We start from the raw sequence: 13,571 nt of genomic DNA, 5'->3' as shown, positions 1-13,571 counted from the left end.
CTCTCAGGCTTTTTTATAATGTCTAAATGTGTTACAATGAACTAGTTGAAACTTTTTGGAGGTTGGAATGAGTAGAGAATATACAAGAACAATCGTCAAAATTATATTTTGTACAGTAGTCGTATTTGTTTTTGCGATTTATACTCATGTGAGTCAGACAGATCCTATTCCGGGACAAATAAAAGTTGGAGCGACTTATATGACGATGAATAGTGAATTTTATAGACATTTACATAATGAGATTCAACGCTATTCTGATTCAGAAGGTCAGATATTGTATACTCGGGATGCAGAGATGAGTGAAGAAAAACAGAGTAAACAAATTGATGAGTTTATAGAGAAGCGAGTGAATGTTATTGTTATTAATCCGGTTAAGAGTGATAGCGAGCAAATTGTAGAAGCGTTAAGTAGGGCAAAGAATTTTGGAATTAGAGTTATAGCAGTAGATAGTCAGTTGAATAATATAAAAGTTGATACGAGCATAGTTTCTGATAATTACCATGCTGGGATATTAATTGCCAAGGATTTGATGAAACGTACCTCAAATGCTCATATTCTTTTGTTAACGCACAAAGATGCTCTATCAGTTAATCAGAGAATAACTGGTTTTTTGGATACAATAAAATCAGAAGAACATTATCAAATTATCTCAGAAAGAGAAACGGTTGGTCAAACAGAGTATGCTATGACTACTGTAGGTGATGCGTTATCTGAAGGTTTACAATTTGATGCTATAGTGGCTTTAAATGATAGAGCAGCTATAGGAGCTTTAGCAGCAATTAAAGAATTGAAAGTAACTTCAAAAAAACTTATTTACGGAATAGATGGTTCACCAGATATGAAGCATTTATTAGCTACAACAGATGAAGTTACGGGAACGGTTGCTCAATTTCCATCTCATATGGGTAGAAAAGTATCGGAAACAATAGATTTATTAGTAAAAAAAGAAGAAGTTGAAGAATTATATACTATACCTGTACAATTTGTTGATAAAAATAATATAATTCAGTTTGATATTAATGGGTGGCAGTAATGAAACAGGTAAAAGGTGTCCAGTATTCTATAATTTTGCTTTTATTAATTAATTTTCTAACCATTATATACAATGGAGCTTTGTATATACAGATTACAAACTATGTAATTTCAAAGGGACAGATGATACTCTTATTGGGAGAATTAAATAATATTTCAAAATCACCTGACCAGATTTTTTGGTATTCAATTATTTTTTTTGTCGGTATTATTTTTATATCTACCTATAAAATGTATTCAACTGAGAAAAAATGGCCAATTTTTTCAAAATGGAATTTGTTTGAAATAGTATTAATGATTGGTGTTATATGGTCACAAAATCTGTCATACAATGGAATAATATTATTAGTTTTTGCTGATATATTCTATAGTTCAAGAGAGTTTCAAGACTCTGATAGTAAACGTTCTTGGATTATTTTTATTTTCTTGAGTTTTTTAATGTTACTTTTAACAGACTATGAAATCTTGTCACTATTTATAAAAGTTCCATCTCTTTCTACCTATATCCAATTTTACCCATCGTCCATACGAGGTGTAGTGTTATTTTTAGAAAATGCATTGACGTCATTAAACGTTATTATTTTCATCATCTCTTTATTGTCTTATATCCTATACGTGATTAAAGAACACCATAATATTGAGGAAGAGCTTAAAATGTTATCTAGAGTCAACACTGAATTGAATCATTACATATCGTTATCAGAGAAAATCGCTGAAGATCGAGAAAGGAAAAGAATTGCTCGGGAAATTCATGATACTCTAGGTCATGCGTTGACAGGAATTTCAGCAGGGATTGATGCTGTTTCTGTACTAATTGATGTTCATCCTATCCGTGCTAAAGAACAGTTGAAAAATGTTTCAAATGCAGTTAGAGAGGGGATAAAAGATGTTAGGGGATCATTACAGAGACTAAGACCAGGAGCTTTGCAAAATAATGGTTTAAAAGATGCTCTAATATTAATGATTAGTGAGTATGAGTCTCTATCAAAACTCTCTGTCGATCTAAAATATGAATGGGGGAATATTGATTTAGATGTTATGCAGGAAGATACTATTTTTAGGATTATACAAGAATCTATGACAAATTCTGTTCGTCACGGACATGCTAGTAAAATGAGCATTCGCTTTGTAAGTGAGGATAACAACATAATAGTTTTGCACGATAATGGAATAGGTTTTGACGACTTACAAATTGGGTATGGCTTGAAACAAATGAGAGAGCGAGTTTCTATTTTAGGTGGTTCTATTCATTTTGAAAATAGGGAAGGATTTTACACTAAAATAGTTTTTCCAAAAATAGGAGGTGAAGTATATGATAAAGGTAATGATTGCAGATGATCAGGCGTTAATTAGAGAGTCCTTGCAGATCATTTTATCAGTATATGCTGATATTGATGTTGTATCCGTCGTTGGTGATGGTATTGAAGCTATGGACAACATCATGACTGTAAAACCTGATATAATTTTAATGGATATTAGAATGCCCAGAATGGACGGAGTATTGGCTACAAAAGAAATCAAAAAACGTTTTCCAAATATAAAAATTATAATCTTAACAACATTTGATGACGACGAATTTATTTTTAGTGCTTTAAAATATGGTGCATCTGGCTATTTATTAAAAGGAGTTTCAACAGATGAGTTATATCAAGCCATTCAGACAGTGTATAAAGGTGGAGCTATGATTAATCCTAATATAGCTAGTAAGGTATTTCAATTGTTCTCGCAGATGGCACAGACCAATTTTTCTATTACTGTGAAGGAAGAGAATATTGAAAATATATCACTGTCAGAATGGAAAATTATTCAGCAAGTGGCATTTGGAGAATCAAATAAGGAAATTGCCAGTAATCTTTTTTTATCCGAGGGAACAGTGCGCAATTACCTTTCTATCATTCTTTCAAAACTAAATTTGAGAGATAGGACACAGTTAGCCATATGGGCTGTACAAACAGGTGTGACACAAAAGAATTTTTCGAAGGAAATGGATAAATGAAAGTAAAGCAATTGTTTCTAGCGATACTGTTTGTACTAAGTTGCTTGAGTTTATTTCTTATTTGGGAAAACAAGCAGATAAAGATTATTAGACTGGGTTTTTATTCTGATTCTAGTTGGGGAATTCCTACAGGGAATAACAGCTATGTACTAGATGAGGCTATTAAGAAATTTGAAGAGCTTCATCCAGGGGTTAAAATTGTATATGATTCAGGTATTCCTAAGGAGGAGTATTCTAATTGGATTTCAAGTCAAATTTTAAAAGGTTCTGAACCGGATGTATTTCTATTATCAAGCGACCAATTATCTTTATTTGCATCAAAGGGTATTTTAAAGCGCCTAAATTCCTATTTATCTCAAGAAGATGTCTCTAATTTCTATGATGTATCTTTGCAGGCAGCAAAATATGGAGATGATTTATACGGTCTTCCATATGAAAGCAATCCCATGTTGATGTGTGTAAATCAAGATTTACTTTTAAAAGAGGGGATTGAAATTCCTAAAGTAGGGTGGACACAGAAAGATCTCTATGAGATTAGTAAAAAAGTTACAAAAGATACCGATGGAGATGGAATCGTTGATCAATTTGGGATAACAGGATATAGTTGGAAAGAATCTCTAGCAGCCTTTGGTGTTACTATTTCTGAGAGTGGGATTCCTCGTATAGATTCGTCAGAAATGAAGGATGCTTTATCCTATATAAGGGGATTGAATCAATTAAACGGACGATACAAAGTAACCTATAAAGATTTTGATGAAGGACATGTGGCCTTTTATCCAATGAGTTTGGCACAATATCGTACATACAAACCTTTTCCTTATCATGTGGCCAAATATACAAATTTTAACTGGACATGTATTTCGTTGCCAACGACTAAGGAAGACATTCGTTCGACTGTAACAGATACTTCCTTATACGTGGTTTCTTCGCGTGCTCGCAATTCAAACCTTGCCGTATCGTTTATAGAATTTTTAACAATTAATCGTGAAATTCAACAAAATTTATTTAATAAGGGTCAAGGAAGCTCAGTATTACCAGAGGTAGTAACTAGTTTGAAGAGTGAAGAGTTGATGAAGAAAGGAATGATTGGTCAAAATGCCTTAACGACTACTTCACTGGATTATATAATGAAAAATTCAATTACAACTATTTCAAAAGGAATAGATTCAAAATCATTGGTTGGAATAGAAGAAAGATTAGAAGCATTATCTATGGATGAAAATAACACGGATATTGAAGGTAGTCTTATTAAGTTACAAAAAGAACTAGATATAGGAATCCTTAAATAGATATCAAGATTATTATTTCTTAAATAATACGAACATGGCAGATGTCTTTATTGACATTTGTCATTTTTTTATTGACATTTATCAATAAACTTTTGTGACATTTAACAATTATAAAGTGAAGATAAGGATGATAGAATAAAATCAATAAAAGGAGGGAAATATGAAGTATTTGATATTAGTCAGTCATGGAGGACTCGCAGAGGGATTGAAATCATCTCTTTCTATGTTTGCTTCGGATAAGGTAGATGATGTCATAGCGATTGGCTTAAAAGATGGAGAAAGTCTTGCAGGTTTTTCTGTAGAGGTCAAGAATGTTATTGCATCTCTGGATGAAAATGATTCGGTTCTTGTTTTAGCAGATATTGTTGGGGGAAGTCCTTTAACAACTGTTGCAACAGTATTAGAAGAATTTGGAAAATTAGAGAATGCAACTATTTTGGGAGGTATGAACTTAACAATGGCACTTACAGCAGTGGTGATGAAAGACATTCTGACTGGAAGTGAACTTGTTTCTACGATATTAAACGAATCATCATCGGCTCTACAAGAATTTGAAGTCGGATCGGATGATAATCTTAATGAAGAAGACGATATTTAGTTGTATAAGGAAAGGAATAAAAAATTATGGTAGTAACATTTGTACGAATTGACGATAGAATGATTCATGGACAAACAGTCACTAGATGGGCAAAAGAACATCCATGTGATGGATTAATTGCAGTAAATGACGCTGCTGCATCTAATAAGGTTTTAATTCAGGCATATAAAGGTGCGTCAGATAAAAAAACATTTGTTTGGACAAAGGAAGCGTTTAAAGAAAAATCATCTAAAGTAACAGAATCGGATAGTAGATATTTTTTGATTACTAAGAATCCAATTGATATGAAAGAAATTTTAGTAGATCAGGGCTTTATTCCAGGAGATGTTAAAGAGATTATTGTAGGACCTGCTAACGATAGACCAGGTGCTATCAAGTTGGGAAATAATCAATCAATTACTCAAGAGGAAGCAGTTGCACTAGAAGCAATTGAAAAAGCAGGATATAAAGTTAGATTCCAATTATTACCAGATGTATCTATTGGCTATTGGAGTGATTTTAAATCAAAATTTGGATTTTAATAATGAAATAAGGAGACAAAATGATGGAAATTTCTTGGATTCAAGCAGCTCTTTTAGGATTGTTTGCAAGTTTAGCATCGATGCCAGGTATGGGGGGATCCAGTATTGGTAACTATACTTTGGGGCGTCCATTAGTTGGTGGTTTAATTGTAGGTTTAATATTAGGAGATATAACAACAGGGGTAATCGTTGGTGTGGCTTTACAGGTATTATATATTGCCTTAGTGACACCTGGTGGAACTGTATCGGCCGATGTACGGGCAATTTCTTATATCGGAATTCCGTTATCTATCCTATTTGTTCATGCAAATAATATTTCAGGTGAAGTGGCGATTGCAGCAGCAGCAGCGCCAATTGGAGCCGCGGTTGGAACAATTGGAACTGTTTTATTCTATGGTACAGCTACTATGAATTTGCTTTGGCAACACATTGGATGGAAAGCTGTAGAGAAAGGTGATTTTAAGAAGTTATATGCTGTTGATTGGGTATATCCTTGGATTTCACATTTTATCTTTTCTTTCTTACCAACAATGATTATTACAAAATTTGGACCAGATATGGTTGATCTTATGAAATTATATCTTCCGATGGATGGTTTTGTAATGAAGTCTCTATTTACTGTAGGAGCACTCCTTCCATGTGTGGGTATTGCAATACTTTTGAAACAAATTGTTACAAAAACAACAGACTTTATTCCTTCCTTTGTCGGGTTCACGTTAGCAAAATCTTTAGGCTTGAACTTAGTAGCAAGTGGTGTTGTGTCATTAATTTTTGCAGTAATTTATTATGAATTAGAAGTTATTAAATCTGCCCGTACGACAGCAGTTGTCAGTGATATGGGATTTGATGAAGAGGAGGATATTTAGAATGAGTCGAAAAAAAATATCAAGAAAAACATTGACAAAATCATTTCACCACTGGTTCTATGGACATCTGACATGTTTTTCTCAAGAACATATGCAAACTTTTGGATATTTAACTTCTATGCTTCCAATTGTAGAAGAAATGTATGATACTAAGGAAGAGCAAAAAGAAGCTATGCAAACATACACAGCATTCTTTAATACTGAGCCGCAGTTGGGTTCTTTAGTAGTTGGGATAACAGCTGGGTTGGAAGAAGCGCGTGCAAATGGAGATGCCGTAGATAGTGAAACCATCAATGGAATGCGAGCTGGTCTAATGGGGCCTATTGCAGGTATTGGAGATTCACTTATTGTAGGAACATTAATTCCTGTTCTTTTGGGGATAGCTCTAGGTCTTTCTAAAGGAGGAAATATTTCTGGTGCAATATTCTATATTATTGCATGGAATCTATTAGTCTATCTTGGAATGCGTTTTGCTTATTTTAAAGGATATGAACTTGGAGATAAAGCAGTAGAATTTTTAGTAGGTCCTAAAGGTCAGGCGCTAAGAAAATCAATTAGTGTTGTTGGAGGTATGGTCATAGGAGCTGTTGCAGCAACTTGGGTATCTGTCACTACGGCGCTAGAGCTGAAAAATGGAGATGGAGAAACATTTTTAAACTTACAAGAAAAGATTGATGGTGTTTATCCAGGTCTTTTAACAGCAGGTTTTATTGTTCTATGTTGGTGGCTGATGGCTAAAAAGAAAGTTTCTCCAAATTGGGTGATGCTATTATTGGTAGTTATTGCACTTGTAGGAGTAGCCTTAGGATTTTTCAATCCAGGATTGAAATATTAATAGTATGTAAAAAAGCAACGGTTTATAATCGTTGTTTTTTATATATGCGTAATATAAGGATTTAGAGTTTCGGTATTTTTTATAAAAGAATTAACGAAAATACTAATTCCATAAATCATGTTCGTTAAAATTCTACATTATTAAAATGCAAAATTAGGATAAAGAAATTTATCTATTCATCCTCAGAAAGTCAGACTTTTTTCTTGACTATTTCTGACCAAGTGATACAATAGAACTATGAATTAGCACTCGAGTATAAAGAGTGCTAATAATATCTATCTCATTATGGAGGAAAGCAGATGTTGAAACCATTAGGAGACCGTGTGGTCTTGAAAATCGAAGAAAAAGAACAAACTGTTGGAGGCTTTGTCCTTGCAGGTTCAGCCCAAGAAAAAACAAAAACAGCCCAAGTTGTGGCTACTGGACAAGGTGTACGTACCTTGAATGGTGACTTGGTTGCTCCAAGTGTTAAAGCTGGAGATCGTGTCTTAGTTGAAGCTCACGCAGGTCTTGATGTCAAAGATGGTGATGAAAAGTATATCATCGTAGGCGAAGCTAATATCTTGGCTATCATTGAAGAATAGAAGGAGAAAGTAAGTATGTCAAAAGAAATTAAATTTTCATCAGATGCCCGTTCAGCTATGGTTCGTGGTGTCGATATCCTTGCAGATACTGTAAAAGTAACCTTGGGACCAAAAGGTCGTAATGTCGTTCTTGAAAAATCATTTGGTTCACCCTTGATTACCAATGACGGTGTGACCATTGCTAAAGAAATCGAATTGGAAGACCATTTTGAAAATATGGGTGCCAAATTGGTATCAGAAGTAGCTTCAAAAACCAATGATATCGCAGGTGACGGGACAACTACTGCAACAGTCTTGACCCAAGCTATCGTCCGTGAAGGAATCAAAAATGTCACTGCAGGTGCCAATCCAATCGGCATTCGTCGTGGGATTGAAACAGCAGTTGCCACAGCTGTAGAAGCCTTGAAAAACAACGCCATCCCTGTTGTCAACAAAGAAGCCATCGCTCAGGTTGCTGCCGTATCTTCTCGTTCTGAAAAAGTCGGTGAATACATTTCTGAAGCCATGGAAAAAGTTGGTAAAGACGGCGTCATCACCATTGAAGAGTCGCGTGGTATGGAAACAGAACTTGAAGTTGTGGAAGGAATGCAGTTTGACCGCGGTTACCTTTCACAGTACATGGTGACAGATAGCGAGAAAATGGTGGCTGATCTTGAAAATCCATACATTTTGATTACAGATAAAAAGATTTCCAATATCCAAGAAATCTTGCCACTTTTGGAAAGTATTCTCCAAAGCAATCGTCCACTCTTGATTATTGCGGATGATGTGGATGGTGAAGCTCTTCCAACTCTTGTATTGAACAAGATTCGTGGAACCTTCAACGTAGTAGCAGTCAAGGCACCTGGTTTTGGTGATCGTCGCAAAGCTATGCTCGAAGACATTGCCATCTTAACAGGCGGAACCGTCATCACAGAAGACCTTGGCCTTGAGTTGAAAGATGCTACTATTGAGGCGCTTGGTCAAGCAGCTAGAGTAACTGTGGACAAAGATAGCACGGTTATCGTAGAAGGTGCGGGAAATCCTGAAGCGATTTCTCACCGTGTTGCAGTTATCAAGTCACAAATTGAAACCACAACTTCTGACTTTGACCGTGAAAAATTGCAAGAGCGCTTGGCAAAATTGTCAGGTGGTGTCGCAGTGATCAAGGTCGGAGCTGCAACTGAAACTGAATTGAAAGAAATGAAACTCCGTATTGAAGATGCCCTCAATGCTACTCGTGCAGCTGTTGAAGAAGGTATCGTTGCTGGTGGTGGAACAGCTCTTGTAAATGTCATTCCAGCCGTGGCTGATTTGGAATTGACAGGAGATGAAGCAACAGGCCGCAATATTGTTCTCCGTGCCTTGGAAGAACCTGTTCGTCAAATCGCCCACAATGCAGGATTTGAAGGTTCTATCGTTATCGATCGTTTGAAAAATGCTGAGCTTGGTACAGGTTTCAACGCAGCAACTGGCGAGTGGGTCAACATGATTGAAGAGGGAATCATCGATCCTGTTAAGGTTAGCCGTTCAGCCCTTCAAAACGCAGCATCTGTAGCCAGCTTGATTTTGACAACAGAAGCGGTCGTAGCCAATAAACCAGAACCAGTAGCCCCAGCTCCAGCAATGGATCCAAGTATGATGGGCGGCATGATGTAAAAACTATTAAAGGAGGGATGCGTATTCCCTCTTTTTTATGATATTCACTTCTAAATAGATTTGAGCTCTCCTAACTTATATGATAAAATAAGACTAGAAAAAGGAGAAGAACATGATCGATGTAGAAGAAATTCTGAGCAAGATGAACCCCAATCAGAAGATTAATTATGACCGTGTCATGCAGAAGATGGTACAAGTATGGGAGAAAAATGAGCAGCGGCCAACCATTCTTATGCATGTTTGCTGTGCCCCTTGCAGTACCTATACCCTAGAATACCTGACTAAATACGCTGATGTGACCATCTATTTTGCCAATTCTAATATCCATCCCAAGGCAGAATACCACAAGCGGGCCTATGTTACTAAGAAATTTGTCAGTGATTTCAATGAGCGAACAGGAAATACGGTCCAGTACCTAGAAGCTCCCTACGAACCCAATGAATACCGTAAGTTAGTCAGAGGACTGGAAGAAGAGCCAGAAGGTGGCGACCGTTGCAAGGTTTGTTTTGACTACCGACTGGATAAGACAGCGCAAGTGGCTATGGATTTGGGCTTTGACTACTTTGGTTCAGCCTTGACCATTAGTCCTCATAAGAATTCTCAAACCATCAACAGCATCGGAATCGATGTGCAAAAGATTTATACAACCCACTATCTTCCAAGTGATTTCAAGAAAAATCAGGGTTACAAACGTTCAGTAGAGATGTGTGAAGATTATGATATCTATCGTCAATGTTATTGTGGATGCGTCTATGCAGCCCAAGCTCAGAATATTGACCTGGTTCAAGTTAAGAAGGACGCCACAGCGTTCATGCTTGATAAGGATGTTGAAAAAGACTATTCCCATATCAAATTTACTGTTACGAAATTAGATATATAGAAATCAACCCAGCTGAAAGGCTGGGTTTTTTAAATAAAAAAACCAGGGCTTTCACCCTAGTTTGACAACTTTACCGATTCTTTAGTTCTACATAGCGCTTGTACCAAATGTTTACATAGGCTTCTGAGAAAGGACCACGTCCATTGTTAATCCAATCAACAAGAATTTTGACATGTTCTTTTAAAATATAGTCCAAGTCATCAGAATAATTCATTTTGCGTTTGTGACGCTCATATTCTTCCACGTCTAAGAGACGTTTTTCCCCATCTGTAAAAATTTTAACATCCAAATCGTAATCAATATACTTCAGTGCTTCTTCATCCAGATAGTAGGGGCTAGCCATATTGCAATAGTAGGAAATTCCATTATCACGAATCATGGCAATGATATTAAACCAATATTTCTTGTGAAAGTAAACAATAGCCGGTTCTCGAGTGACCCAACGACGACCATCACTTTCGGTAACAAGTGTATGATCGTTGACACCAATAATGGCGTTTTCTGTTGTTTTTAGTACCATGGTATCTCGCCAAGTTCGGTGGAGACTCCCATCATGCTTATAACTTTGAATTGTAATAAAGTCGCCTTCTTTTGGAAGCTTCATAACTAACCAACTTTCTACAATTTATAAGTTTATCGTTTACTATTGTACCATAAAATTGCCTAAAAACTGTGAATTTTACATGAAAATATTAAAGATATTCTCTGAGAGCGCTTGCTATATCCGAAAAATCGTAGCCCTTTCGTGCTAAAACTTGAGTTAAACGCTGTTTAAGTTCGTATCCTTCATACTTTCGAGCATACCTAGCATATTGCTTATCAAGTTCCTTGAAGATGAGTTCCTGAGTCGTTTCTTGGTCAACTTGACTATCCAACTGGTCAAAGGCACTTTTAGAATCAGAGTAAGAGAAACCCTTGTTGGTCAAGTTCTGGATAATCTTATCTTGCAAGGCACGAGCTGGAAGTTTTCCCTCATATTTTTTCAATAGTTTATTAGCTACACGTTGAGCAACTTCTGAAAAATCAAATTCTTTCAAAATCTCTTCTATAGTAGATTTTAAAATTCCTTTTTGTGCTAGTTTCTGAGTCAGTACATAAGGTCCCTTGTCTCCTGAAAGTTGATTGGCATTGATGATAGCATAAGCGTACTGGCCATCATTAATCCAATTATCCTCTTTAAGATTAGCAATGACTTGAGAAACTATGTTTTCATCAATATCGTATTTTTTCAGATATTCTCTCACTTCTTTTTCAGTGCGAGCTTTAAAGGATAGGTGGTAGAGGGCTAGATTCTTACCGTAAGAAAATTGAGCAAAGCCCTGAATCTCCTTCAATTTCTCTTGGCTTATCACCTTATCTCTTGATAACATAAAACGAACAATCGTATCTTCGGTGATATAGCATTTGTCGTCATTATCAAGCTCCATCAGATAGAGTCTTTTTTTCTTTTCAAGTTTTGTGATTTTCATAGTTCTATTATAACTCAAAATGTGATAAGATAGGGGTATGAATCTGAAAGTGAAACAAAAAATACCATTAAAAATCAAGCGCATGGGAATTAATGGTGAGGGAATCGGCTTTTATCAAAAAACATTAATCTTTGTGCCTGGTGCTCTCAAAGGAGAAGATATCTATTGTCAGATTACTTCTATTAAACGCAACTTTGTTGAAGCAAAATTACTAAAGGTTAACAAGAAGTCTAAATTTCGAGTTGTGCCAGCTTGTACTATTTACAATGAATGTGGAGGCTGCCAAATCATGCACCTGCATTATGATAAGCAGTTGGAGTTCAAGACGGACTTACTTCATCAAGCATTGAAAAAATTTGCTCCTGCAGGATATGAAAACTATGAAATTCGTCCAACTATTGGAATGCAGGAACCAAAGTACTATCGAGCTAAGTTACAATTTCAGACTCGAAAATTTAAGAATGAGGTCAAGGCGGGCTTATATGCACAAAACTCTCACTATCTAGTAGAGCTGAAAGACTGCCTGGTACAAGACAAGGAAACCCAAGTGATTGCTAATCGCCTAGCAGAATTACTTACTTATCATCAGATTCCCATCACGGATGAGAGAAAAGTTCTAGGTGTTAGAACTATAATGGTCCGACGAGCTAGAAAGACTGGACAGGTTCAGATTATTATAGTTACAAACCGCCAGCTAAATTTAACTCAACTGGTAAAAGACTTAGTTAAAGATTTTCCAGAAATTGTGACAGTCGCTGTGAATACAAATACATCTAAAACCAGTGAGATATATGGTGAAAAGACAGAGATTATCTGGGGAGAAGAGAGTATTCAAGAAGGTGTACTCGATTATGAATTTTCGCTATCACCACGAGCTTTCTATCAACTAAATCCTGAACAAACAGAAGTCCTCTATAGCGAGGCAGTAAAAGCGCTGGATGTTGATAAAGAAGACCATTTGATTGACGCTTATTGTGGAGTTGGTACGATTGGTTTCGCCTTCGCAAAGAAAGTTAAAACACTCAGAGGTATGGATATTATTCCAGAAGCCATTGAAGATGCCAAGCGAAATGCTAAAAGAATGGGATTTGACAACACACATTATGAAGCAGGAACAGCAGAAGAGATTATTCCTCGCTGGTATAAGGAAGGTTACCGAGCAGATGCTCTGATTGTTGATCCGCCACGTACAGGTCTGGATGACAAGTTATTAGATACAATTCTTACCTATGTACCAGAAAAAATGGTCTATATTTCTTGTAATGTTTCAACATTGGCAAGGGATTTAGTGCGTTTGGTAGAAGTCTATAATGTCCACTATATCCAGTCAGTCGATATGTTCCCACATACCGCTAGAACTGAAGCTGTTGTAAAGATGATAAAAAAGAGAAAAGCATAGTGTTTAAAGAGTTTGATATTGGGCTAAAATGATTTTCCTTCTTGTTTCCATCGTTCGATTAAGCGACGGCTATCGATTGTCAAATGTTTGCCTTTTGTAGTATAATTGTCTTGCATCTCTGTGCCTTTCTTGTATTTGTGGTGAATAACAAGTATAACACAGAGGTGTTTTCTTATGCCTATAAGAGCTTTCATTTGACAATAGAGACCCTTGAAGCTGTTTTTTCAGCTAAAACAAGGCTAGTCTTAGCTTTGTCTTGCCAGCCTAACAGCATAAAGCCTCTTATCAAATGAAATCGAGGATTAGCTATAAGCTAGTTGGACCATCTAATTTTTAGGAGGGCTGGGTGGCTAACTTCATTATAGAACTTTCAGAGAAGTTACTAAATTTAAAAAAATTGTAAAAAGTTTAAAAAAGTAGTTGACAAAAAACAAAAAGTCGGTATAATAGTAAGAGTTGAAAAC

The 13,571-nt window shown here is 36.1% G+C and carries 14 protein-coding genes and 1 pseudogene; 12 read left to right on the top strand and 3 right to left on the bottom strand.

Translation table 11 applies throughout. The annotated features are described in order from the left end of the window. The first annotated feature begins 67 nt into the window (after window positions 1-67). The 11 genes from ADI86_RS02085 (at window position 68) to ADI86_RS02035 (ending at window position 10,239) form a co-directional block, all read left to right on the top strand. A complete protein-coding gene (locus ADI86_RS02085; RefSeq protein WP_049531575.1) occupies window positions 68-1,033 on the top strand; it encodes a substrate-binding domain-containing protein in 966 nt (321 codons plus the stop codon). Continuing rightward, window positions 1,033-2,370, top strand: coding sequence for a sensor histidine kinase (locus ADI86_RS02080; RefSeq protein ID WP_049531574.1), 1,338 nt, complete (start codon window positions 1,033-1,035; stop codon window positions 2,368-2,370). Before ADI86_RS02085 ends, ADI86_RS02080 begins: the two co-directional genes overlap by 1 nt. Then, complete coding sequence (locus ADI86_RS02075; RefSeq protein ID WP_049531573.1) at window positions 2,345-3,028, top strand: response regulator; 684 nt, start codon at window positions 2,345-2,347, stop codon at window positions 3,026-3,028. Before ADI86_RS02080 ends, ADI86_RS02075 begins: the two co-directional genes overlap by 26 nt. Then, entirely contained in the window at window positions 3,025-4,317 is a 1,293-nt protein-coding gene (locus ADI86_RS02070) for an ABC transporter substrate-binding protein (protein ID WP_049531572.1), read from the top strand. The genes ADI86_RS02075 and ADI86_RS02070 overlap by 4 nt, the downstream gene beginning before the upstream one ends. Before the next feature lie 160 nt (window positions 4,318-4,477). Further along, window positions 4,478-4,915, top strand: coding sequence for a PTS sugar transporter subunit IIA (locus tag ADI86_RS02065; RefSeq protein WP_020903145.1), 438 nt, complete (start codon window positions 4,478-4,480; stop codon window positions 4,913-4,915). Between the two features lie 26 nt (window positions 4,916-4,941). After that, a complete protein-coding gene (locus ADI86_RS02060) occupies window positions 4,942-5,436 on the top strand; it encodes a PTS system mannose/fructose/N-acetylgalactosamine-transporter subunit IIB (RefSeq protein WP_020903146.1) in 495 nt (164 codons plus the stop codon). 23 nt (window positions 5,437-5,459) lie between these two features. After that, window positions 5,460-6,302: a PTS mannose/fructose/sorbose/N-acetylgalactosamine transporter subunit IIC gene (locus tag ADI86_RS02055; RefSeq protein ID WP_049531599.1), complete on the top strand. Its 843-nt coding sequence runs from the start codon at window positions 5,460-5,462 to the stop codon at window positions 6,300-6,302. Then, window positions 6,283-7,137: a PTS system mannose/fructose/sorbose family transporter subunit IID gene (locus tag ADI86_RS02050; RefSeq protein ID WP_033683132.1), complete on the top strand. Its 855-nt coding sequence runs from the start codon at window positions 6,283-6,285 to the stop codon at window positions 7,135-7,137. The genes ADI86_RS02055 and ADI86_RS02050 overlap by 20 nt, the downstream gene beginning before the upstream one ends. A gap of 299 nt (window positions 7,138-7,436) precedes the next feature. Next, a complete protein-coding gene (gene groES / locus ADI86_RS02045; RefSeq protein ID WP_000917323.1) occupies window positions 7,437-7,721 on the top strand; it encodes a co-chaperone GroES in 285 nt (94 codons plus the stop codon). Window positions 7,722-7,736: 15 nt separating this feature from the next. Continuing rightward, window positions 7,737-9,359, top strand: coding sequence for a chaperonin GroEL (gene groL, locus ADI86_RS02040; RefSeq protein ID WP_049531571.1), 1,623 nt, complete (start codon window positions 7,737-7,739; stop codon window positions 9,357-9,359). A gap of 112 nt (window positions 9,360-9,471) precedes the next feature. Continuing rightward, complete coding sequence (locus ADI86_RS02035; protein ID WP_049531570.1) at window positions 9,472-10,239, top strand: epoxyqueuosine reductase QueH; 768 nt, start codon at window positions 9,472-9,474, stop codon at window positions 10,237-10,239. A 70-nt stretch (window positions 10,240-10,309) separates the two neighbouring features. Here the strand turns inward: ADI86_RS02035 and ADI86_RS02030 are convergent, their stop codons facing one another. Beyond that, window positions 10,310-10,843 (bottom strand): nucleoside tri-diphosphate phosphatase, encoded by a 534-nt coding sequence (locus tag ADI86_RS02030; RefSeq protein ID WP_000775316.1) that lies wholly within the window; start codon window positions 10,841-10,843, stop codon window positions 10,310-10,312. 88 nt (window positions 10,844-10,931) lie between these two features. Then, window positions 10,932-11,708, bottom strand: a complete 777-nt coding sequence (gene recX, locus ADI86_RS02025) for a recombination regulator RecX (RefSeq protein WP_049531569.1) — start codon at window positions 11,706-11,708, stop codon at window positions 10,932-10,934. Between the two features lie 37 nt (window positions 11,709-11,745). Here recX and rlmD point away from each other — a divergent pair, with 37 nt between their 5' ends. Then, window positions 11,746-13,107 (top strand): 23S rRNA (uracil(1939)-C(5))-methyltransferase RlmD, encoded by a 1,362-nt coding sequence (rlmD, locus tag ADI86_RS02020; protein ID WP_049531568.1) that lies wholly within the window; start codon window positions 11,746-11,748, stop codon window positions 13,105-13,107. A gap of 29 nt (window positions 13,108-13,136) precedes the next feature. On the opposite strand, the pseudogene ADI86_RS11855 reads toward rlmD, so the two are convergent. Continuing rightward, window positions 13,137-13,223, bottom strand: a pseudogene (locus ADI86_RS11855) (helix-turn-helix domain-containing protein); the annotation flags it as partial. Between the last annotated feature and the right edge of the window lie 348 nt (window positions 13,224-13,571).

The sequence above is a fragment of the Streptococcus pseudopneumoniae genome, from assembly GCF_001074975.1.
In the GTDB taxonomy this organism is placed as follows: domain Bacteria; phylum Bacillota; class Bacilli; order Lactobacillales; family Streptococcaceae; genus Streptococcus; species Streptococcus pseudopneumoniae_D.
This window is presented reverse-complemented; position numbering and strand designations above follow the sequence as displayed.